The organism is Actinomadura syzygii, from assembly GCF_008085905.1.
In the GTDB taxonomy this organism is placed as follows: domain Bacteria; phylum Actinomycetota; class Actinomycetes; order Streptosporangiales; family Streptosporangiaceae; genus Spirillospora; species Spirillospora syzygii.
The window spans coordinates 203,699-226,467 of record NZ_VSFF01000012.1 but is presented as its reverse complement, the minus strand read 5'-3'; the positions used below and the strand labels follow the sequence as shown (position 1 = coordinate 226,467).

At 72.6% G+C, this 22,769-nt stretch carries 18 protein-coding genes; 12 read left to right on the top strand and 6 right to left on the bottom strand.

All coding sequences use genetic code 11. The features are described from left to right. The first annotated feature begins 46 nt into the window (after window positions 1-46). Window positions 47-2,383, top strand: coding sequence for a lantibiotic dehydratase (locus FXF65_RS31015; RefSeq protein WP_187412592.1), 2,337 nt, complete (start codon window positions 47-49; stop codon window positions 2,381-2,383). Between the two features lie 29 nt (window positions 2,384-2,412). On the opposite strand, the gene FXF65_RS44845 is transcribed toward FXF65_RS31015, so the two are convergent. Then, window positions 2,413-4,122 (bottom strand): HalD/BesD family halogenase, encoded by a 1,710-nt coding sequence (locus FXF65_RS44845; RefSeq protein WP_222868810.1) that lies wholly within the window; start codon window positions 4,120-4,122, stop codon window positions 2,413-2,415. 242 nt (window positions 4,123-4,364) lie between these two features. Between FXF65_RS44845 and FXF65_RS31005 the strand changes: the two genes are divergently transcribed. From FXF65_RS31005 to FXF65_RS30960, 10 genes are all read left to right on the top strand, one after another. After that, the gene (locus tag FXF65_RS31005; RefSeq protein WP_148353600.1) at window positions 4,365-5,594 is read left to right on the top strand and encodes an acyl carrier protein; all 1,230 of its coding nucleotides are present in this window, start codon (window positions 4,365-4,367) and stop codon (window positions 5,592-5,594) included. Continuing rightward, the gene (locus FXF65_RS31000) at window positions 5,591-7,081 is read left to right on the top strand and encodes a class I adenylate-forming enzyme family protein (RefSeq protein ID WP_148353599.1); all 1,491 of its coding nucleotides are present in this window, start codon (window positions 5,591-5,593) and stop codon (window positions 7,079-7,081) included. Before FXF65_RS31005 ends, FXF65_RS31000 begins: the two co-directional genes overlap by 4 nt. Next, the gene (locus FXF65_RS30995; RefSeq protein WP_187412591.1) at window positions 7,074-8,306 is read left to right on the top strand and encodes a type III PLP-dependent enzyme domain-containing protein; all 1,233 of its coding nucleotides are present in this window, start codon (window positions 7,074-7,076) and stop codon (window positions 8,304-8,306) included. Before FXF65_RS31000 ends, FXF65_RS30995 begins: the two co-directional genes overlap by 8 nt. A 3-nt stretch (window positions 8,307-8,309) precedes the next feature. Further along, window positions 8,310-8,633, top strand: a complete 324-nt coding sequence (locus FXF65_RS30990) for a phosphopantetheine-binding protein (RefSeq protein ID WP_222868809.1) — start codon at window positions 8,310-8,312, stop codon at window positions 8,631-8,633. After that, the gene (locus FXF65_RS30985) at window positions 8,630-9,781 is read left to right on the top strand and encodes an acyl-CoA dehydrogenase family protein (protein WP_148353598.1); all 1,152 of its coding nucleotides are present in this window, start codon (window positions 8,630-8,632) and stop codon (window positions 9,779-9,781) included. Before FXF65_RS30990 ends, FXF65_RS30985 begins: the two co-directional genes overlap by 4 nt. Beyond that, window positions 9,774-10,940, top strand: a complete 1,167-nt coding sequence (locus tag FXF65_RS30980) for an acyl-CoA dehydrogenase family protein (RefSeq protein WP_222868808.1) — start codon at window positions 9,774-9,776, stop codon at window positions 10,938-10,940. Before FXF65_RS30985 ends, FXF65_RS30980 begins: the two co-directional genes overlap by 8 nt. Then, the gene (locus FXF65_RS30975) at window positions 10,922-11,851 is read left to right on the top strand and encodes a hypothetical protein (protein ID WP_148353597.1); all 930 of its coding nucleotides are present in this window, start codon (window positions 10,922-10,924) and stop codon (window positions 11,849-11,851) included. Before FXF65_RS30980 ends, FXF65_RS30975 begins: the two co-directional genes overlap by 19 nt. Then, complete coding sequence (locus FXF65_RS30970) at window positions 11,848-13,440, top strand: amino acid adenylation domain-containing protein (RefSeq protein WP_148353596.1); 1,593 nt, start codon at window positions 11,848-11,850, stop codon at window positions 13,438-13,440. Before FXF65_RS30975 ends, FXF65_RS30970 begins: the two co-directional genes overlap by 4 nt. 70 nt (window positions 13,441-13,510) lie before the next feature. Beyond that, entirely contained in the window at window positions 13,511-14,572 is a 1,062-nt protein-coding gene (locus tag FXF65_RS30965; RefSeq protein ID WP_246199236.1) for an SAM-dependent methyltransferase, read from the top strand. 3 nt (window positions 14,573-14,575) lie between these two features. Next, on the top strand, window positions 14,576-15,472 hold the full coding sequence (locus FXF65_RS30960) for an LLM class flavin-dependent oxidoreductase (protein ID WP_222868807.1): 897 nt from the start codon (window positions 14,576-14,578) through the stop codon (window positions 15,470-15,472). A 63-nt stretch (window positions 15,473-15,535) separates the two neighbouring features. Here the strand turns inward: FXF65_RS30960 and FXF65_RS30955 are convergent, their stop codons facing one another. Beyond that, window positions 15,536-17,344 (bottom strand): gamma-glutamyltransferase family protein, encoded by a 1,809-nt coding sequence (locus FXF65_RS30955; RefSeq protein WP_246199235.1) that lies wholly within the window; start codon window positions 17,342-17,344, stop codon window positions 15,536-15,538. A gap of 89 nt (window positions 17,345-17,433) precedes the next feature. Here FXF65_RS30955 and FXF65_RS30950 point away from each other — a divergent pair, with 89 nt between their 5' ends. Beyond that, window positions 17,434-17,841: a RidA family protein gene (locus FXF65_RS30950; protein WP_342787665.1), complete on the top strand. Its 408-nt coding sequence runs from the start codon at window positions 17,434-17,436 to the stop codon at window positions 17,839-17,841. Between the two features lie 73 nt (window positions 17,842-17,914). Here the strand turns inward: FXF65_RS30950 and FXF65_RS30945 are convergent, their stop codons facing one another. The 4 genes from FXF65_RS30945 to FXF65_RS30930 all read right to left on the bottom strand — a co-directional run bounded on the left by FXF65_RS30945 (window position 17,915) and on the right by FXF65_RS30930 (window position 22,661). After that, a complete protein-coding gene (locus FXF65_RS30945) occupies window positions 17,915-18,796 on the bottom strand; it encodes an L-tyrosine 3-hydroxylase (RefSeq protein WP_148353593.1) in 882 nt (293 codons plus the stop codon). Between the two features lie 124 nt (window positions 18,797-18,920). Continuing rightward, window positions 18,921-19,403, bottom strand: coding sequence for a VOC family protein (locus FXF65_RS30940; protein WP_148353592.1), 483 nt, complete (start codon window positions 19,401-19,403; stop codon window positions 18,921-18,923). A gap of 11 nt (window positions 19,404-19,414) precedes the next feature. Beyond that, window positions 19,415-20,266 (bottom strand): aspartyl/asparaginyl beta-hydroxylase domain-containing protein, encoded by an 852-nt coding sequence (locus FXF65_RS30935; protein ID WP_187412590.1) that lies wholly within the window; start codon window positions 20,264-20,266, stop codon window positions 19,415-19,417. Between the two features lie 37 nt (window positions 20,267-20,303). Continuing rightward, window positions 20,304-22,661 (bottom strand): lantibiotic dehydratase, encoded by a 2,358-nt coding sequence (locus tag FXF65_RS30930; RefSeq protein ID WP_246199234.1) that lies wholly within the window; start codon window positions 22,659-22,661, stop codon window positions 20,304-20,306. Window positions 22,662-22,769: the final 108 nt, after the last annotated feature.

The window sequence follows — 22,769 nt, the reverse complement described above, 5'->3', positions numbered from 1 at the left end:
CGGCATATGGGCGCGGCGGAACGTGGCGGCCGTGAAGGAGCCACCTGTGACCACGCCATCGCCAAGCGCGCCCGGCAGGCCCGAACACCGCTTCCAGCTCGGAGGCTCGGCGTGGTGGCTGTGGCACGATGCCGTCTTCCGCTCCACCGGCTTTCCCGTCGGCGGGCTCTCCCGACTGTCCGCACCGGAACTGGCCCGGTTGACCGACGCCCACCTGGCGGGCGGGGCGACCGTCGAAGACGTGGAGGCGGCGGTCGCACGCACCGCCGAAGCCCAGGCACGGGAGATCGACGCCCTTGTCACCGACGAACGCCTCCGCGAGGCGGTCATCTGGGAACAGGCGTCCGCGCCCGCGCTGCTGGACGCCCTGGCGGACACCGCCGGCCAGCCGCGCGACGACCGCCGCCGCGAGCTGGAGAACGCCTTCGGACGGCTCTGGCAGCGGTACAGCGCCGTCAACGACACGATCGGCTTCTTCGGGCCGTTCGTATGGGCGACCCTCGACCCGCGCGCCGCGCGGACCGTGGCGACAGCCGGGCCCGTCCGCCCGTCGCGCAGGGAGGTGTTCCTGGAGGCGTGGGCGATGGCGGCCTACGGTGCCAGGCTCGCCGAGCGGCCTGAGCTGCGCCGCTGGATGCCCCTCTCACCGCGCACTCACCATTTCCTGGACGGTGACGCGATCCGCAGGCCGGGCCTGCCGCCGATCACCGTGACGCCCGAGGAGGCGCAGGCGATCGCGCTGTGCGACGGGCGCCGTCCCGCCGCCGTCGCCGCCGCCGACCTCGCGGCCGCCGGCGTCCTCGGGACCGGCGTCGACGAGGCGGCCGCGCTGCGGTTCCTGAGCGGCCTCGTTACCCGGCGGCTGCTGGAGTGGAACGAGAACCTGCCGGTCGGCCCGGAGACCGAAGACGTACTCGCCGAACGCATCGCGTCGATCGGCGACGAGGAACTCCGGGCCAAGGCCCAGGAGGGTCTGGACGCGATCAGGTCCGCCCGCGACAAGGTCGCCGCCGCGGCGGGCGACCCGGATTCGCTGCTGCCCGCGCTCGAAGCCCTGAACGCGGTGTTCACCGACGTCACCGGCCGCGCACCGCGGCGTCCCGGCCACGGCTATCCCGGAAGCAACGTCTGCTACGAGGACACCATCCGCGACGCCGACGTCACCCTCGGAGGCGACGTGCTCGCGCCCGTCACACCGGCGCTGACCATCGCCCTGCAGGCGGCACGATGGCTGACGGCCGAACTCGCCCACCGCTTCGAGACGGCCCTGGCAGAACTCATCCGGGTCAAGCACGCGGGCGCAACCGGGCTGTCGCTGGCCGACGTGTGGGACGACGGCCTCGAAATGCTCCTTGGAACCGGGCGGAACCCATTCCCCGATGTGCTCAGCGAATTCGAAACGCGCTGGCGAGAACTGCTGGAGCTCGACGACGACGCACGCCGTCAGAACGTCGCTTCCGCGCGACTGCGGGAACGCGCCGAGCGGCTGTTCGCCGCCGACCGCCCCGGATGGTCGCTGGCCCGGATCCACAGCCCCGACCTGCTGCTGTGCGCACCGTCCATCGAGGCGATCAATGAGGGACTCTTTCTCGCCGTCCTCGGCGAACTGCACGTGGCGTATGCGACCTATTCCATTCCCACCCTCACCTGGGCCCAGCCCGATCCGCACCGGCTGATCGACCTCGCCGTCCAGGACTACGGGCGGCCCCGCATGATCCCGCTGGTGCCCGCCGTGTGGTCGCGCTACGCCAAGCGGTCCCTGCAGTTCTACGACCACCGGGCCGACCGGTACATCGGGTTCGCGCGGGCGACCGGCGTCGCGGCCGACCGCGTCGTGAGCACCGGGTCCGTCGCGATCGAGCCCACCGCCGAAGGCCTCGCCGGCAGGCCGCCCGGCGGCGCGCTCATCCCGCTGACCGAGTTCTTCGGCACGCACCTGTCGATGTGCTGCACGAACGCGTTCCGCGAGGTCATGCAGGGCGCCGCGCACACGCCGCGGGTGACGATCGACAATCTGGTGATCTGGCGGGAGACCTGGCGGCTGACCCGCGCCGAGATCGCGGCGCTGGCCGCGCCCACCGGAGAGGCCGCCGCCTACCTGGCCGGACGCCGCCTCGTGACCCGACGCGGGCTTCCAGAGCGGTGCTTTGTGCGGCTCTCCACCGTGAAGAAGCCGATCTACGTCGACTTCACCAGCCCGCTGTACGTGTCCCTGCTGGGCTCGATGATCCGCTCCGCCCTGAACGGCACCGGCCGCGCCCTGGACGTCACCGTGACGGAGATGCTGCCTGACCTGGACGCGACGTGGCTGCGCGACACCGAGGGAAACCGCTACCTGTGCGAGTTCCGGCTCCAGGTCACCGACGCCGAGCCCGCGCGGTGACGCCGTCCGGCGGTGCCGGCGGTCCGGGATCAGACGTAGGACTCCCGGGTGCCGCGCCGCCGGACGTCCAGCGCGGCGCAGTGGAAGGACCCGCCGATCGCGTTGAGGTGCTGGAAGGGCAGCGGTATCGGCTGGAAACCGTGCCGCTCAAGCTGCCGCGCCAGGCCGACGTCGCAGGAGTCGACGATGACCCGCTCCTCGTCGACGCTCAGCACGTTCATGTTGATCCAACCGCTGGTCATGCAGCGCGGTACGGCTCCCGCGGGCCGCGGCCCCTCGGCCACGATCTTGTCCCAGCGGGCGAACGGCGAGCGCGCCAGGGCACGCTCCGACACCCGGGTCGGGTTGACCAGCACCACGCCTGGACGAAGCGGCAGGACGGTCGCGTCGATGTGCATCGCGTGCGGGTCGTCGACGTCCAGCAGCGTCACCGTGAAGTCGGAGCCGAGGTAGTCCCGCAGCCACCGCACTCCCGCGCGGTTGGTGACGTTGCTGAGCTGCCCGACGATGTCCCTGCCCACCCGAACGAAGTCGGCGGCGTCGAACGCCGGCGCCGACTCGTTGACCGCCCACGGCCCGGAGTCGGCCGCGACCCGGTCGGGATCGCTCTGGGGAGCCGACACCCATACCGCTCCCCCGGCGCCGTACTCGGCCAGAAGCGCCCGGTAGGCGGTGGTCTCCTCCTGCCGTGACCGCCACGCCATCGGCGCCTCGATGATCCGGCTGCCGACGACGAGCAGGCAGTCGCGCGGCATGGCGCTCGTGTACCCGCCCCTCCCCGCCCAGTCGACGGCGTCGGGACGCCGCACGGTCACCCCCATACCGGACAGCTCGTCGGCCAGCCGGTCCAGCTCCTCCTGCGCCGCGTCGACGATCTCGGCCGGGAACGGGGAGCCGCCGTTCGCCAGGAACATGTCCTGCCATTCCTCCGGCATCGTGGCTCGGATCATGCGCTCGGACTCGCGCGGGATCGCGCTGCCCGTGGCCACGCCCACGATGACCTCTTCCAGCGGGTCCCATTCGGTGTAGGAGTTGACCGGTGAAGTCTCGTCGCTGGATTGCGTGCGGGAGTACAGCAGCCCTGGCGACTCGGTGCCGCCGGTCGTCTGCGGGCTGAGCGCGTAGGCGAAGTTGAATCCCAGCCGGCGGCCCGTCCGGCCCAGCCGCGAGACCATGTGCGCGGTGGTGTCGGACCTGAGCAGGTAGGCGTCGCCCGCCGCGAGTTCGACCTCCACGTACTCGTCCATGACGCCCAGCACGCTCGCGGCGTCCTGCAGCAGCCGAGGGCGCGCTCCTTCGGGCGCGACCTCCACCACGACCACCACCGACAGCGGGTAGTCGTCGAAATGCGCGCCGAAGGTGTCGCCCGGTTCCACCAGGGAGTTGAGGACGTAGCGGTCCACGTCCTCATACAGCGGGTACACCTCCTGGCCGACGATGTCGCCGATCAGTTTCAGCAGGTCCGGCGAGTAGTACAGGTCAGGGACGAGCGTCGAGAGGGCGTCGATGACGGGTGCGCCGAGAGTCCGCATCCGCCGGGTCGAACCGTCCATGCACTCCATCTGGAAGTCCTTGCGGACGGAGTGGTCGAGAAGCCGGCCGGTCTCCTTCGCCAGCAGCCTCAGACCCGGGCTCGACAGGAAGCCCGGCATCACGGCGAACGCGTTGGAGTCGTAGTCCGAGCCGAGCCGCTTCAGTTCGGACTCGTCACAGGCGGTCCACTCGTCTCTGATCAGCATCGTTCCCCCTCGGATGGGTCACAGGCGAGCGTGCCGGGAGCAGATACGCCAGCGGTACAGCTCACCTCCAGGCGGGCGGGCTCCGCAGCGGCAGAGTCCGCCGGGCGGGGCCCTGGCTTCTGAACGCACCCGACCTGTACGCGCGGTGTATGCGGCCGCGCCACTCTCGATCGCAGGCGGCCACCCGCCCGGCGGCCGCCGGGCTCCTAACGGAGGCCGGGCTCCTAACGGAGGGAAGGGCGTTGCCTGCGTACGATCCCGCACGCCGTGCCCCGGTCACGGGGCATCGGTGGGAGTCGGCCCTGCGCGGGCTGCGCGCCGAGGCGCTCGACTGCGTGCAGACGACGGTCGCGCTGCTCGCCGACCACGTTCACGGCGTCGGCGCGCACTTGGCTCTCGGCACGGACTGGCGGTTCCCGACGCCGCACGACGCCGCCGCGGCGAGCCTCCGACCGCCGCTGTCGGCCCGGCTGGCGCAGGCCGCGCGGCTCGGCCTGTCGGCCGTCCCGTCCGGGAGCCAGGCCACCTCCGGTGACGTGTGCGAACGCGCCAAGACCGGTGAGCCGGTCTTCCTGGTGGCGGACGCCTACGTCCTGCCGTGGGTGCCTTACACCGGGCACCGGCACATGGCGCACAGCTTTCTGCTCGCATCCCGTCCCGGCGGCCACCTTGTGGTGGACGCCTACCACAACGACACCGAATGGGGCCCCGCGCGGCCCGGCGCGTGGGCCCTGACCGACGGTGAGCTGGACGCCGTCCTCGCCGACGGCGCGACCGTGGTCACGATCGAGCCGACCGGGAAGCGCCCGGTGCCGCCCGCCCCGGCGGAGGTCCTCGCAGCCAACGCCGCACAGGCTCAGGACGCCGCCGCCCACATCGACGGCTACATCGCCGCGGTCGAGCGCGGCCTCGATGACACCGAGGCCGTCGAGAACCTGGTGCTCGACATCTGGCTGCTGGGCAGGGAACGTCTGCTGCACGCGCTCTGGCTCGGCGAGCATCCGGCGGCGGCGCGCGCCCGTGAGCATGCCGCCGCCTGGCGGCGGTTGGCCGCGCACAGTTACCTGGCGATGCGCAGGGCCCGCACGGACGGCCGGTTCGCCGGGACCGTGCTCGCGGAGATGTCCCGGCAACTGCACGCCGACGCCGATCTGGCCCGCTCGCTCGCACCAGAACCGCCGCCGACTCCGGCCGGCGACGTGCCACCGGTCGGCGCGGTGACCGTCGCCGTCCTCGACGCGGTGCGGCACACGCTGCGGCTGGACGAGCAGACCATCCGTGCCGCCGGGACCCTGCGCGCCCTGCCGGGCTTCGACTCCTTCCGCCTCGTCGACATCATCAGCCGGGTCGAGGAGCGGCTCGGCGTCCGGCTGCCGGGCGACCTGTCCGGCGACAAGCTCAGCGACATCGACGGGCTGTGCGAGCTGTTCACGGCCGCGGCCACCGAACGGGCCGGGCGGAGCGGGCGATGACGACCCTCCTGCACGACCTCCTGGACGCCACCGCCGCACGCCGTCCAGGGCATGTCGCCGTCCGCGACCACGACACCGAACTGCGCTACGCGGACCTGGCCGCGCGAAGCCGCAGGCTTGGCGACTGGCTGCGCGGCACCGGTGTACGGCGGCACGACCGGGTCCTCCTCGCCCTGCCCGCCGGTGTCGACCTCGCCGCGCTGGTCTACGCCTGCTCCCGCGTCGGCGCGGTGTTCGTCGTCCTGCGTCCCGACACGCCCGCGGCGGTGGCCGCCCATGTCTGCGCCGACTCGGCGGCGACCCTGATGGTGACCGATTCGCAGCCGCTGCGCCGGGTGGCCGCTGAGCACCGCATCGCCGCCTACAGGCCGCCGGACGCCGCGCACCCGACGCACGGCGGCCCGGACGGGCCTCCGCCCGTTCCGGTGCTGCCGGTCGATCCGGCGTGCTTCGTCTACACCTCGGGCAGCGTCGCCATGCCGAAGGCGGTCGTGAGCACGCACCAGCAGATGACGTTCGCGGCCGGGGCCGTCCAATCCCGGTTGCTGTACGGCCCGGCCGACGTGGTCTACAACCCGCTGCCGCTGTCCTTCGACTACGGCCTCTACCAGCTCTTCCTCTGCGCGATCGGCGGCGCGCGGCTGCACCTGGCCACCGCCGAGGACGCCGGGCACCGGCTGGTCGCCCGCCTCGCCGAGGCGTCCGCGACGGTGCTGCCCGCGGTGCCCTCGCTCGCCGCGAACCTCGCGCGCCTGCTGGAGCGCCGTCCGGCCCCGCTGCCGCGCCTCCGGCTGATCACCAACACCGGGGCCGCCATGCCCGACGACCTGCTGCGGCGGCTGCGGCGGCACCTCCCGCAGACCCGGATCCAGTTGATGTACGGCCTGACCGAGTGCAAACGGGCCACCATCATGGATCCCGACGAGGACCTGGAACGTCCGGGCGCGTGCGGCCGGGCGCTGCCCGGCACCGAGGTGTACACCGTCGACGACCACGGACGGCGCCTGCCGCCGGGCCAGATCGGCGAAGTGGTCGTCCGCGGCCCGCACGTGATGGCGGGCTACTGGCGGCATCCGCGGCTCACCGCGCAGCGCTTCCACCGCGCCGAAGGGCTGTTCCCCGAACTCCGCACGGGCGACTACGGCCGGCTCGATGAGACCGGATGCCTCTACTTCGTCGGACGCCGAGACGACCTGTACAAGGAGCGCGGCGTCCGCGTCAGCACGATCGAGGTGGAGGCGGCGGCGCTGCGGGTTCCGGGCGTGCACGCGGCGGCGGTCGTCCCGCCCTCGGACGGGACAGGTGGAGCGACCTTGTTCGTGCGCGCCGGGCTCTCGTCCGAGCGGGTGCTGAACGCGCTGCGCGACGAGCTTGAGGAGGCCAAGGTCCCCACACGCTGCGTGGTCATGGACGAGCTGCCGCTCAACGCGCACGGCAAGATCGAGCGCCGCGCGCTGGCGAGCCTGGCCGGTGCCGCCGATGACTAGCCACTGGACGCACATCGCGGACCGATTCGGGACGCCGGCCTACGTCTACGACCTGGACGAGGTCACGCGGGCGCACGACCTGCTGCGCGCGGCCCTGCCTCAGCCGAGCCGCCTGCTGTACTCGCTCAAGGCCAATCCGCATCCGGCGATCGTGCGCACACTCACGGCGCTCGGCTGCGGCGCCGAGGTCTGCTCGGTCGGCGAACTCGCCACGGCGCTCGACGCGGGTGCGGCACCGGAACACGTCCAGTACACCGGCCCTGGGAAGACCGACGCGGAGGTGGCCGAGGCCGTCAAGTCCGGTGTCCGCTGGTTCTCGGTCGACTCACCGACCGGGCTCGACCAGGTGACGAGCGCCGCGGACCGCGCCGACGGCCCGGCCACGATCCTGTTGCGCGTCAACGGCACGGCCACCGCGCCGGGTCAGGGGCTCGCCATGACCGGCGTCCCCTCGCAGTTCGGCGCGGACGAGGCATGGGCGCGCCGGCACCTGACCGCCGTCCGCGACCGCATCGCCGGCTTCCACCTGTTCCAAGGCACCAACCTCGCCGACGAGGCGGCGCTGCTGGCGCAGTTCGACGCCGCGCTCCAGACGGCCGCCCGCCTCGCCGCCGCCACCGGGTACCGGCCGCGCGTCCTCAACCTGGGCGGCGGCTTCGGCGTTCCCTTCGCCCGTTCCGGCGCGCTGCCGCGGTTCCCCGCATTGGCGGACGTGCTGGCCGCCCGGCTCGACGCGATGTTCCCGGGCTGGCGCGACGGGGCACCCGCGGTGGTGTTCGAGTCGGGACGGTACCTGACAGCCGCCTGCGGCTCGCTCCTCACCCGGGTGACCGATGTCAAGCGCTCGCACGGCCGTCCGGTCGTGGTCCTGGAGTCGGGCGTCAACCACCTCGGCGGGATGTCGGGGCTGCGGCGGCTGCCGCCGATCGTGCCCGAGCTCGTCGCGGGCGACGGCGAGCCACGCGCGACCCTGCGCGAGGCGATCATCGCCGGGCCGCTGTGCACTCCGCTGGACACCTGGGCCCGTTCGGCGGACGTGCCCGAACTGCGTCCGGGCGACCTAGTGCGGGTGCCCAACGTCGGAGCGTACGGGCTGTCGGCCAGCCTGCTGGCCTTCCTCGGCCGCCCGGCGCCCCGCGAGGTCGTCCACGCGCGCGGCGCCGTCACCGAGGTGTCGCAGCCGGCGGTGGTCCGGCTGCCCGCCGAGCCGATCGAAGGGACCTGACCCATGGACGCCGACACCGACACCAGCACAGACATCGGCGCCGAGACGCCTGCCGAGAAGCCTGCCGAGGCGGGCGCCGGGCTGGACGCCGGGTTCGCCGAGCTGCTGTCGCGCCATCTGCGCTACCTCGGCTCCGCGCCGCTCACCGGCGATGCCCGGCTGCGCGACCTCGGCCTGGACTCGATGCAGGCCATCAACCTGCTGTTCGCCATCGAGGACGCCTACGGCGTGTCGATCCCCGACGAGCTGCTGGTCGACGAGACCTTCGAGACCGGCGGCAACCTGTGGTCGGTGGTCGTCAGACTGCGCGAGGGAGACCGGCGGTGAACCCGGCCGACCGCGACGCCGTCGAAGCGACCTGCGAGGCCGCCGAGCGGGACGCCGCCGCGGCCGACGCCACCGCCACGTTCCCGGTCGCGGCGCTCACCGCCATGCGCGACACCGGGCTGCTCGGCCTCACCGCGCCCGCCGACCACGGCGGCCGCGGCGGCGGCGTCACCGATCTGGTGGAGGCGACGATCCTGCTGGGACGCGCCGACCTGTCCGTCGCCCTGATCTTCACCATGCACTGCCAGCAGGTCATGACGCTCGCCCGGCACGCCGGGCCGCGGCTGCGCGAGCGCGTCCTGCCCCAGGTCGCCAAGGGCGCCATGTACCTGGCGTCGGTGACGACGTCGGCGGGTTCGGGCGGGCGGCTGCAGACCTCCTCGTCGCCGAGCCTGCGCGACGGCGACCTGATCCGGATCGACCGGGACGCGCCGATCGTGACGGGCGGCGCGCACGCCGACGGCTTCCTGATCACCGTGCAGACGGCGGGCACCGCCACACCCGGCCAGGTGGACCTGGTGTTCGCCGCCCGCGACCAGCTCGACGTGCGGATGCTCGGCGGTTGGCAGCCGCTCGGCATGCGCGCCACCGAGAGCACGCCGATGCGACTGACCGGCGCGGTTCCGGCCTGGCAGACGGTCGGCGAGCCCGGCGGCTTCCCGGCGATCGCTGCGGGCTTGTTCGCCCCGCTGGCGCACGTCGGCTGGGCCGCCGCCTGGCTCGGCACCGCGGCGGGTGCGCTCAGCAGGGTCGTGCGGCACCTGCGCGGGCCCGGACGGTCGGCGGCGGGACCGCCGGGCGAACTCGTCCGCGCGCACCTGGCCACGGTCCGCGGCCGCCTCGACGTGGTCAACGCGTTGCTCCGGCACACCGCCGCCGTCTTGGACTCGGTCGGCGATCTCAGCGCGCCGCCCGTCCAGCTCTTGGTCAACACGCTCAAGGTGCGGGCCTCGCAGGAGTGCTATCAGGCAGTCGACGAGCTGATCGACGTGGCCGGGCTCAAGCACGGGTACATGGCGGGATCCGCCCTCGGGCTGGAGCGCGCGCTGCGCGACCTGCGCTCGGCGTCGCTCAACTACAGCAACGACCGCCTCACGCTGGCCAACGGATCACTGGCCCTGATGGACTCGCAGGTCCACCTTGTCTGAACGCCCGGCGTCCGGACACGCCGACGCGTTCAGGCGCGCCGTCGTCGACGCGGCGGACGCCACCGGGACACGCCCACTGTGGCGCGCTCTCGGGAAGCTCGGCGTGCTGGACGGCCTCTATGACGCGGCCGAGGTGGACACGGAGCGGTTGGACGTCCTGCTCACCGAACTCGACGCGCGCCAGCCGCTGGGGACGGTGCTGGCGGTGTGCGTCCAGGTCGCGTCCGCCATTCCGCTGCTCCGCTCCGCCGCGCACGTCAGCCCCCTGGCGCGGACGGTCGCGGCCGAGGCGCAGCGCGGCGAGGCGGTCCTCGCCCTGGCGGCGACCGACGCGGCGGCCTCCGGCTCCGCCCTGATGAACATGGGCACCCGCGCCCGCATCGACGACGATGGCGTCACCATCAGCGGCGGGAAGGACTGGATCGCCAACGGCGGCGCCTGCGACTACGCGCTGGTGCTCGCCCGCCACCGCCCGGCCCGCCATTTCACCAGTTTCTGCTGGACGCTGGTCCCGGCCCGGAATCCCGGAGTGCGCCGCGAGCGGGCCACCACCCGGCACTTCGCCGGCGCGGACGTCGCCCACCTGCGCTTCGCCGACGTCCGGCTGGACCGTGCGCACGTGATCGGCAGGCCGGGCCGGGCCCTGGCCGAGTTCGCCCGGCACATCGGCGCCGAGCGGCTGGCGGGCGCGCTGTGGGCCCGCGCCCTGTGCCGGCGCGTCCTCCGCGACACCCACCGGTACCTGTCGGAACGACCAGCCGATGGAGGCTCGCTCTGGCACAACCAGGCCGTCCGCGAACGCTTCGCCCGGTGCCTGGTCGAATGGAGCCGCCTCGACGCCATGTGCGCCGCGCACACCGCGACCGCGCACACCGGCGGTACGTCCGCGATCACCGAGGGGATGGTACTCAAAGCGGCCTACGCGCAGAGCGCCGACCGGATCCTCGGCGAGTGCGCGGACCTGCGTGGCGCCGAGGCGTTCAGCGACGGGCCGTTCGGCGACGGCGGCCTCGTCGGCCTTCGCGCGCAGGCGGCGATGTTCGGCATCGCGGGCGGCGCCACCGGCGCGATGCTAGCCGCCATCGCCGACAACGCCGCCGACCTCCTCGGCGCCGGTGCACGAGGCGAAGCGGAGGTGCCGTGGCAGCGCTCGGGCTGACCTGCTACACCGCCAATCTGCACCGCTACCTTGACGCCGAGTGGGACGCGGACCGGCTGATCGCGTCCTCGATCCGGCTCTCGGTGCGCGCGGACGGCGACCGGCTCGCCTTCTCCCACCACGCGCCGCCGCTGGACCGGCTGCCGGATGGGTCGCTCCTGCGGTACCGCGGCACACACTCCGTCCCGCCCGCATTGCCGTACCTGGCGGCCGAGCTGAAGCGGCACGGCCGGACCCTGGTCGTCACCGACAGCGCCAGGCTGCCCTGGTCGGTGACCTACGGCGGGCCGCCCGCCCCGCACTGGCTGCTGATCGACGGACACCGGGCCGACTCCTGGCACGCCGTCGACGAGTTCACGGCCCTGCTGCCCGACGGCAGACGGCAGCACGGCCACCGAGGCTGGCTGAGCACCGCCGAGTTGTCCACGGCCATGGCGGTGCCGCCGTCCTGGACTCCCGAGCAGCACCGCCGCAACACGCTGGCCTTCGGCTCACCGGTCCCCGTGCCCGCGGCGGCGGCGCTGTGGCTGCACCGGAGTCCCGGCACCTCTGGCCCGGCGCGATCCACCGACGCCGAAGGCTGGCTGACCGGCGACGACACGGTCCTCCCCTTCCTCGCGAACCGGCTGAGCGGAGACGGCGCGCTCCTCTCCCGCCACCTGGAAGACCTCTGGGCCGCTGCGGGTCACCGATGCTTCGCCTGCCGCCACCGGCTCGCTGCAGAACCCGACGACGACACACGGCAGGAGCTAGAGGCGACGCTCGCGCGCTGGGAACGGCTGCCCCAGACGCTGAGGATCGCGACCGAATCCGCCGACCGCGGCCGACCACGCCTCAGCCTGATCCGCGCGTCCCTGACGGGCCTGCTCCACATGCCGGACGACGAACAGGCACCAGAGGGAGCACGATGACCGCCGAAGCCGTACCGGCCACCCTCGACGCCTGGTTCACACGGACGGCGCACCGGTTCGCCGACGCCTGCGCACTGGAGGTCGGCGGCGTCGGCCTCACCTACGGGCAGTTGGCCGGACTCGCCGAGCACGTCGCCGCACGCATCAGGGCGGTGGCGACGCCCACCACTGTTGCGCTGGTCGCCTCTCGCAGCGTGGCCGCCTATGCGGGTTACCTGGCGACACTGCGGGCCGGTGCGGCGGTGGTCCCGCTGAGCCTCGACGCCCCGCCCGACCGGTGTGCCGCGATGTGCCGCGCGGCGGGTGTCGGCGCCGTGATCGTCGACGCCCGCGGAGCCGACGCTGGCGGCGAGGTCGCGCGCGCCCTCGGTGTGCCCGTCGTCGACTTGACCGGTGACCGCTGGTGGGACCATCTCCCGGCCGCCAGCGTCATCGCCGCGCCCGGAACGGGGCCCGACGACATGGCCTACGTCCTGTTCACGTCCGGGTCGACCGGGCGTCCGAAGGGCGTGCCGATCCGCCACCGCCAGCTCGCCGACTACCTCGCCCACTGCACGCGAAGGTATGAGATCGCGCCCGGCTGCCGCGTCTCCCAGACCTTCGAGCTGTCCTTCGACCCGTCGGTCTTCGACATGTTCGTCACCTGGGCGGGAGGTGGCACGCTGGTGGTCCCGCAGCGCGAGGAGATCCTCACCCCGGCACGGTTCGTCACCGAGCGGCGGGTGACCCACTGGTTCTCGGTGCCCTCGGTGATCTCGCTCGCCCGTCGGCTGCGCGGGCTGCCCGCGGCGAGCATGCCGGACCTGCGCTGGAGCCTGTTCGCCGGCGAGCAACTGACGCTCGCCCAGGCCGCGGTCTGGGCGGACGCGGCACCGCGGTCCGTCGTCGAGAACCTCTACGGCCCGACCGAGGCGACCATCACCTGCACCGGCTACCGGCTACCGGCCGACCGCGCCCGATGGCCCTCGACGGTCAACGGCACGGTGCCGATCGGCCGCGCCCATCCGCACCTTGAGGTCGTCGTCCATGATGGCGAGGGCGCGGCCGGCGAAGGCGAGTTGTGGGTGCGCGGATCGCAGCGCTTCACCGGCTACCTCGACCCGGCCGACGACGCCGGAGCCTTCGCGCCCGGCACCGCGCCCGGCGACGCCGCGTGGTACCGCACCGGCGACCGCGTCCACTGGCAGGACGGCGAGCTCGTCCATCTCGGCCGGACCGACGACCAGGTCAAGATCGCCGGCTTCCGCGTCGAGCCCGGCGAGGTCGAGGGCGTGCTCCGAGCCTGCCCAGGAGTGCACGACGTCGCGGTCGTGGCGGTCGCGGCCGACGACGCCGCGGGCGGACGTCTCGAACTGCACGCGGCCTACACCGGCGAGCGGCGCGGCGAGGACGAGTTGAGCGAGCACGTCCGGCACCGGCTGCCCGCGTACATGGTGCCGGTGCGGCTGCACCACCTGCCGCGCCTGCCGGTGAATCCCAACGGCAAGGTCGACCGGCTCCGCCTGCGCGAGGTCTGCGCGGCGGCGGCCCGGTCCGGCGGAGCCGCAGCCTCCGCGGCTGTAGGCGATGTGTATCCGCCGTCACGATGATCGGGGTCAGCGGCGTCGCGCCGTCGCCGGGTGGTGCGACGGCGGACTCCGATTCCGGAAAGGAGTCGACGTGTCCGTCACCGACCGGGCTTCACCGGAGGTCGTCGAACTGTGGGACGGTGAGCGCATCAGAGGCTGGCAGGACTACCACCTCGCCGGCGTCGCCGACCTGATCAGTGCGGTGAACCTGTCCCAGGCGCTGCTGGCGCTGGTCGGCTCCGGCATGCTCGACCGGCTGCGCCAGGACGGCCCGTGCCCGCGCGACGCACTGCTCGACGGGCTCAATCCCGAGGTCGGCGCCGGTTTCCTGCGCTACCTGTCGGTCTGCGGCGTGCTGGAGGAGTTCGGTGGCGCTTACCGGCTCACGCGCCGTGGCACCATGCTGACCAGCGACATAGCGCTCGCCAGGCTCGGCTTCTACCTGGAGGCGTACGGCCCGGTCACCCGGGCGATGACCGACCTGCTCACCGGCTCGGCCCGCTACGGCGTCGACGTGACCCGGGCGCCGGCGGCGCTCGGCCGCCACTCCGGCACCGTCTCCACGGTGTCCTACCTGCCGATCGTCCGCCGCGCGATGGCGGGACGGTCGGCCGCCCGACTGATCGACCTCGGCTGCGGCACCGGGTCGCTGCTGATCCAGCTCTGCCAGGCGGACCCGGAGCTGACGGGCGTCGGTCTGGACATCGCTCCAGAGGCGATCGCGGCGGCGCGGGAGACGGCCGACCGCGCCGGCGTCGGCGACCGGGCCCGGTTCGCCGTGGCCGACGCGTTCGATCCGGCGACCTGGCCGGACGGATGCGACGGCGCCGAGGTGATCTGCGGCATCGGCGTCCTGCACGAGCACTTCCGGGACGGCGACGGCCGGGTCGTGGAGCTGCTCGACCGGTACGCCGACATCCTCACCGGCGACCGCGTCCTGCTGATCGGCGAGCCGGAGGTGCGCTACGACAACCGGGAGAACGACTCCGACTTCTTCCTGGTCCACGTCCTGACGGCGCAGGGAATCCCGCGCGACCGGCAGGGCTGGCTGGCCGTGTTCGGCAGGACGCGCCTTCAGTGCGGGCGGCTCTACACCAGCGCGGTCGCCGGTCCTCGCACCTGCTTCTACGAGCTGACGCCCGAGAAGGAGTGACCCGTGCGCCTCGGCGTCATGATCTTGACCGAGGAGCCGTGGCGGACGAACGCGCACCGCTGGCGCGCCGCCGAGGAGCTGGGGTTCGACTCCGCCTGGACCTACGACCACCTGCACTGGCGAGGGCTGCGCGGCAGCCCGTGGTACGCCAGCCTCCCGGTGCTGGCCGCGGCGGCGGCGCTCACCGAGCGGATCACCATCGGCGTCATGGTGGCCTCACCCAACTTCCGGCATCCGGTGACGCTCGCCAAGGACGTCATGACCATCGACGACATCTCCGCCGGACGGTTCGTGCTCGGCATCGGGGCGGGCTCGCCCGACGCCGGAGACGCCGCCGCGCTCGGCACGCCCCCGCTCCCGACGGGCGAGCGAGCGGCCCGGTTCGCCGAGTTCGTGGAACTGACCGACCGGCTGCTGCGCACGCCGCTGACCACCCACCGCGGGCGGTTCTACACCGTCCAGGACGCCGTGATGATCCCGGGCTGCGTGCGCGACCCTCGCGCGCCGCTGGCGATAGCGGCGAGCGGGCCCCGCGGCCTGGCGCTGGCGGCCCGGTACGCGGACGCCTGGGTGACCATGGGCCCGACGGACTGGTCGCGTACCCACGAACCCGCCGGATGCCTGGCGGCGGCAACCGAGCAGATGGCCCGGTTCCGGACGGCGTGCGCGCGGGCGGGCCGCGATCCCGGCGACCTCGACCGGATCTTCGTCAGCACCGGCTGGGCGGGCGACCCGCTCGCCTCCCCGAAGGCGTGCCTGGAGATGGCCGAGCGCTACGCCGCGGCGGGCTTCACCGACCTGATCGTCCACTGGCCCCGCCCGTCGGGCGTCTACGCGGGCGACCCGGCGATGCTGGACCGCATCGCCGAGGAGGTGCTACCGCAGATCCACCGGCTCTGAGCCACCCGCGCACGGCGCTCCATGCGCACGGCGCTCCATGCGCACGTCTTACATGCACACGTCTTACATGCACACGGCGTAGGCCTGCCGTCCGCGAGGGCCCGCCGCGGCGCGGACCGTCCCGCCGTCCCGGTCGACGCCCGCGACGCACGTCTTGCTGCCCAGCGACAGTTCCTGCACCACCTGGACGTCGTGGCCGCGCCGCCGCAGATCTTCCACGGTCTCCGGCGCGGTGCCCGCCTCCACGACCAGGACTCCGGGACGGCACGCCCGTGGCGTGAACGACGAGGAGAAATGGTCGCTGTGAAACAGCGGCACCTCCGTAGCGGATTGCCAGTCCAGGCCGAACTCGGTGATGGCGAGGAAAGTCTGGAGCGTCCACACGTCCTGCCGGTCTCCGCCGGGCGTCCCGAAGGCGAGGAAGGATTCGCCGTCGCGCTGCACCACGGTCGGGCTGAGCGTGGTCCGGGGCCGCTTGCCCGGGGCCAAGCTGTTGGGATGCCCGTCGAGCAGCCACATCGACTGCGCCCGGGTGCCGAGAGGGAAGCCGAGGCCCGGGATCACCGGCGAGCTCTTCAGCCATCCTCCGCTCGGGACGGCCGCCACCAGATTGCCGTGCCCGTCGGCGACGGCGACCGTGCACGTGTCGCCGGGACGGGTGGTGGCCGCGAGGACGATGGTCGGCATGCCGCTCTGCAGCTGGAACATCCAGTCCTCCAGCTCCGGCATGGGCGTGTCTTGGACCGGCCGCGGCATCCACGACGAGCGGCCGCCGGGCGTGCCGGGCTGCGGGTCGCGGGCCGCGCCGTCACCGATCAGCTTCCGCCGTGCCGCGTTGTAGTCGGGACCGAGCAGGTCGTCCATCGGGACGGCCACATGGTCGGGATCGCCGTACCAGGCCTCCCGGTCGGCGAAGGCGAGCTTGGCCGCCTCGGCCAGGGTGTGCACGTACGCGCCGCTGCCTCGGCCAAGGGCGCCAAGGTCGATGCCGTCCAGCAGTGCTAGTTGCTGCGCGAAGACGGGGCCCTGCGACCAGGGCCCGGTCTTGTGCACCAGGTACGGGCCGTAGGCGAAACTCGTCGGCGTCTCGACGGGCGCCCGCCAGGACGCCAGATCGTCGGCGCACAGCAGCCCGCGGTGCCGCCGTCCCGTCGCGTCCAGCACCTCGCGGCCTTGGGCGAACTCGCCGATCGCCGCCGCTACGAATCCCTGGTAGAACGCCGCGTGCGCCGCCTCCAACTGGGCGTCGCGGTCGGCCGACACCGATTCGGCGTGGCGGAGGATGCGCCGCATCGTCTCGGCCAGCGCCCGGTTGCGGACCACCGTGCCCGCGGCGGGCGGTGTGCCGTCCGCGTTCAGGTAGGTGCGACCGGACTCCGGCCACGCGTTCTGGAACAGCGGCGCCAGAGCGCCGATGGCCCGCGCGGCGTCGGGCACCAGCGGATGACCGCGCTCGGCGTAACCGATCGAGTGTTCCAGGACGTCCGCGAGCCGCACCGTGCCGTGGTCGAGCAGGAGGCGCAGCCATGCGCCGAAGGCGCCGGGAACGCAGGCGGGCAGCAGTCCTGACCCTGGGATGCTGCGCAGGCCGAGCTCCTGGAAGCGCTCGATCGTCGCGGCGGCCGGTGTCGGGCCCTGCCCGCAGATGACCGTGGTGGTACCGGTGCCGGCCCGGTGGGCGACGATGGACACGTCGCCGCCCAGCCCGTTGGAGTGCGGCTCGACCACGGTCAGGACGAAGCCCGCCGCGACCGCCGCGTCGAAGGCGTTGCCGCCCCGGTCGAGGACGGCCATGCCCGCCGCCGAGGCGAGCCAGTGCGTCGTGGAGACCGCGCCGCGTGTTCCGATCAGTTCGGGACGGATGACGGACACAAGCTCCCCTTTCCCTTCGGCCGGAACGTCGTCCGCGCCGCCGCGGAGCGAGCCTCCGCCAAGCGGCGGTGGACCTGTAAACTCGGCTCATCGACCGGCAATCGCGACACGGCGCTGACCGCACGCTCATCTCCGACCAGAGCCCGGCGGAGCGGATCTTCGGTTTCTCCCGCGCGGTGCGGGTGGGCGATTTCATCAGCGTCGCCGGCACGACGGCCATGGCGCCGGACGGCCCGGTCGGCGGAGCCGACATGGCCGAGCAGACCAGGGAGGTCCTGCGCCGGATCGCCTCCGCACTGGAGCGGGCCGGAGCGGGCATGCCCGACGTCGTGCGCAGCCGGGTGTTCGTCACCGACATCAGCGCCTGGCGGCAGGTGGGCGAGGTGCACCGCGAGGTGTTCGCCGCGATCCTGCCCGCCGCCACGATCGTGGAGGTGTCGGCTCTGTTCGACCCGCGCCTGCTGATCGAGATCGAGGTGGACGCGATCGTCGCGTGACCGCGCGGCGCGGCGTTGACGGGCGCGAGTCGGGCAGCGAGTTGCCGACCGGCGGCGCGGTGGTGACCCGGCATCAGCCGAGGCCGACCGGGCGCGCACCGGTCACCGCGGACGGCATCCGGACGTCGGAGCCGGCGACCTCGTCCAGGATGCCGATGATGCCGTCCTCGCAGGCGGCCACTTCCGCGAACCACGGCTCCCCGATGGGGTCCGGGGCGCCGTGGCCTTCGGGATGCAGGCCGTTGACGGCGCAGTCGCGGACGATCGCCACCAGCCGGCGCTGCAGTTGGGCCGTCACGTCGTGCTGGGTGACGGCGCCGCGCAAGGTCAGGAAGTAGTTGTCGTAGAGCAGTTGCAGCACGCGGAGGTCCCCCGATCGGAAGGCGGAGCGCCGCAGGAGCGACTGCCCGTCGGGGACCAGCCGGGCCGCGATCACCTCGTGCACCAGCCGCTGCACCCTGATCGCCTCCACCAGCTCCCGGGCCTCCACCGTCTCGGTGAGCGCGGTGCGCCGACCGCGCAGCAGGTCCCTGATCGGCCAGTAGTCGGGAGCCCAACTGCCGCTGAAGGACGGATGCCGCAACCTCATGCTCGGCCGGATCATGTCCTCATACAGGCCGCGCGGGCAGGTCGCGGTGTACAGGAGCATGGCGCAGTAGCCGCGGACGTAGTTCCGCACCGAGACCAGCATCGACTCCACCTCGTCCTGTGAACGAGAGCCCGCCGGATGCGAGGACGCGTCGTGGACGAGCTGCCCGATCAGCCGCCACAGGATGAAGCTGACCTGATGCCCTGTGATCCACCGAAACCAGAAGAGTTCCTCCGCTCCGGGGACGACCTCGGCCCCGTCGGCCCCGTCGCCCTCGTCGGCCGGTTCCGCCGCCAGGCCGAACCGCTCGATGAGCGAGCCGCGCGCGGGACCCGGCCCGGCGGCACCCGCGTCGGGGTCCTCCACCGGTGGATGCCAGGCGCCGGGCGGCGGAAGCGTCAGGGGCTCCACACCGAAGGGGCGACCACCGAAGTCCCAGCGCCGCGGTGACGGACGGCCCGTCAGGACGGGCCACGGAGCATGGTCATGGCTAGGCCGCTCGCGGGACATGAGTGAACTCGAATTCCAAGCCGTTGACGTCGAATGTGTAGAAACTGCTGACGCCGTCGTCGACGACGATGGGGCTGGGTGGGTCCTTCACCGCGAAATCGAAGCGGCCTGATTCGAACAGGTCGATCCAGTGCCGTCGTATCGTCACCAGATCCTGTGGGTCGCTCACGGCGAGGCAGAGGTGCTGGTACTGGGTGACGCTCTCGCCCGGTGCCGGGGCCGGGCGCCCTTCGCGTTCGAACAGGTGGATCCGCACGGTGCCGACCGTCATTTCCACCAGCCGCCTGATGCCGGGCAACCGGCCGTTGGTCAGGTCGGAGAAGATCTCCTGCGTGAAGGTCGGGCGGGCGCCGAAGAACGCCTCGTACCACTTCTGGGAGTTCTCCAGGTCATTCGTCTGTACGGCGATGTGATGGAACACCGGAAGGGGCTCGGGGAAGGGATGTGCTTTCTGGTTGGACATGCGAGTCGGCCTCACTCATTCCTTTCCAGGGCGCACACTTTGTACAGCTCCTCGATCCGTGCGCCGACGGCCGGGTCTTCGGCGTCCCGGGCGATCTCGCTCATCGCGTCCCAGGCGAACCGCTCGCCGCCGTCCGCCCGGTAGCTCTTGCGGATCACGATGCCGAACACCTCGTTCAGGTTCTCGAGGTCGACGACTCCGGCGAGCGCGCGGATCGCCGTCCGCTGCTCGTCGGTGAGCTTCGGCCGGTGCACCAGGTTCGGTTCGGGGATGCCCTGGACCGGGTTCCGCTCGATCCGCAGCAGCGCGTGATCGGGCAGGTCCGCGAAGTCCATGATCAGGTGCACCCGGCGAATGTCGGACAGCACCGCGGCGCTGTGCATTCTGGAGACGTCCAAGGACCACAGCTCACCGGGGAACATCCGGTAGACGGTGCCGTCCTCCATGAACAGGCAGGTCTCGTCGGTGGTCAGCGGGACGTGCAGCCGGTGCGCCGCGCGCGCCGCGGTCGGTTTGTCGGTGAACTCCAGGAAGTCGCGGTGCGGGAGCAGCACGGCATCGGTCATCACCACCAGCCGCGCGAAGCGCAGATGCTCGACGACGACCGACTCCTCGATCAACCGCCGCAGATACGGCAGCTGTTTCCCGTAGACCGTCGGCTGCGCCGGCAGGCTGGTGTCGTAATGGGCGATGACGCCGTCGCCGACCTCCCCGCCGCACGACCAGATCATGCAGGTCTTCCACGGCTGGCCGCTCTGGAATTCAGGGTATTGCTCGGCGTAGTGGAAATCCCTGCCGAGTTCCAGCTCGTCTTGAACGCGAGACCGGTCGATCGAGATCCGCCCCAGCATTTGGGTACGCATGGTCATTCCCTCCCGGTCAACGCGCCACACGACATGCTCAGTGGCGCTCGTATGCGGCTGATACATCGGCGGTACGGTCGACTGTGTCGGCGTATGCGGGATCGGTCACCTGCAGCCGCAGTTCTCCGAAATAGGTGCGGCCCTCCTGGTCGGGCACCCAGGTCTGCTCCTGTGTCGGCAGCATCTCGCTGACGGCGACCTCGGTACGTTCGCCGTGCGCGGCGGCCGCCGCGCGGACCGCGGAACCGAACGAGGCGACGAAGGCGGGGCTGGTGAAGTCCACGTACACCGGCTTGCTCTCGGTGGCGATCTTCGCGAAGCACCGGTCGGGCAGTCCGTGCTCGGCCACCAGCCGGCGCCCGGCCAGGTACTGGCCGGGTTCGTCGCCGCGCACGGTGAGCCCGGCGAGTTGCGCGGCGGTCATGCGCCAGGTCTCCCGCGTGACCACGAGCCGGTCGACGGTCACCCGCGGCGTGTGCGGACCTTGCGTCACGCCTTTGAACGCGTCGGCGACGACCGTGGACAAGAACATCCCGAACAGCTCGATCGCGGGCACCCGTTCACCGGTCGGCAGTGTGGCGACCGGCCGACCGTCCACGACCTCGACGGTGACGGCCTCGGTCGGGACCAGCCGGTGGGTGTCGACGCCGCCGGTGCGGGTGAAGGCGATGTTCCAGTCGTCCGGCGCGGGCTCGGCGTACACCAGCCGTCCCGCGTACTTGGACCAGGTGAGCGGCAGCAACGGCACCATCCGGGGACGGCCGAAGTCCCGCACCATCGCCTCCAGCATCCGGCCGGGCTCGGCCTTGGGCCAGTTCACGGCCCGGTCGCACAGCGTTCCGCTGGCCACGTGCAGCTCGCCGAGCACCACCAGGTAGTCGCCGCGGTTGACGTTCTCCACCGACTCGGCGCAGATGTGCAGGTCCGGGCTGTGAACGCGTGCGGCCGACCAGCCCGGCCGATCGGCGGCGAACAACTCCGCGACCCGGCCCGCCAATCCGGCGCTCGTGAATTCGACCCTTCGCTGCGACTCGGGGAGGCGCGGCAACCCGAACAGCGTCCGCCATCGGGAGACGAGCTCCTCCAGCCCGTCGTCGACCGGCCCTGCGCCGCGACCGGAGACCAGCTCGATCGCCGGGTACCAGATGTCGCTGAGCCGGACGGGCCCGCCCGGTCCCTTCTCCACCAGCCGCAGCAGCTCCCGTTCGTAGGCGGCCGCGATGTCGGCGGTCAGCCAGCGCGCGATCTGCATCACCAGCGCCAGTGCCGGGGCCATCGCGTCGATGACGCGGGAACCGACGGTCAGCCGCAGGTCGCGCGTGGTGTCCTCGTAGCACAGGCCGCGTCCCGCGTAGGTCTGGCCGAGGCGCTGGCGCGGTTCCCGGCCGGTCAGCGCGGTGAACTCGGCGTCCAAGGCGGCCATCGCCGGGGCGAGCGTCGCGGGATCGCCGGCGGCCCCGGCCACCGCGGCGCGGGCCGCCCGCAGCCGCCGCAGCCCCTCCGATGCTCTACGCCGCAGGCCGTCATCGCCGATCGCCGCGATGCGGTCGTCCAGGACGGTTTCGGTGTGCGGGGCCACCGGCAGGTTCGCGTCCCATCTGATCAGCTTGCGGGACGCGAGGCCGGCCAGGAGTTGGTAGCCCTCCTCGGTCGTGCCGACCGGCGTCCGCGCGTCCGCGACCAGGTCGGCGACGATTCCGGCGGCCGGGCGCCGCCCGTCGCACCTCGTCAGGGCCGCGGTCTCCCGCTCTGTCAGCGTGAGGGGATCGCGCCCCGGCCGACGCAGCAGGTCGCCGTCCAGCCAGAAGTGCGGCATCGGTGTCGGCGGAAGCTCGCGCCGCAGCTCCGGGTCCTCGGCGAGCCGCGCCCCGTAGGCGGCCAGCGCCCACGGCTCCAAGAACACGCGGCGCCGGTCGAGGAGCCGCGGGCCCGGCGTCGCGTCGAAATCCGGCACGGATGGATCAAGCGTCGCCCAGGTCAGCGGGCCGAAGAAGCCGATGGTCTCGGTCTTGGCGCAGTACCGCTGCCAGTAACGGGACAACTGCTGCTCGCGGTACCGCCATTTGCTGGTGCGCGATCCGCCCGGTCCCCGGCCCGCGATCGCGTCGAGCAGGACGACGGTGGGCGGGTTCTGCCAGGTGATCGCTTCGCGCAGCAGCGGATCGGCGCTGATGCGGCGCAACTCGGCTGAACTGGCGGCGACCGCGCGGTCGAACTCGGCGGCGAACGCGCCCGGTTCGGCGGTGCCGGCGAGGTGTGCGTCCGCGGCGGCCGCGCACTGCGGGGCCGCCAGCAGGTCCAGCCCCGCGGCGGGGAATCCGGTCGTCCGCAGCAGCACCTCTCGCCACACCGTCCACGGCGTGTTCCCGAGTGGGAAGCGATGCCTCACGTCCACGGCGGCGCCCTTCCGCGTCCGGTCTGCGTCCGAAGATGACCGGGAGGGTTCGCCGTAGCGACCCGGCCTGCCGCAAGCCTCCGGCCGCCGCCTACAGCACGGCTACAA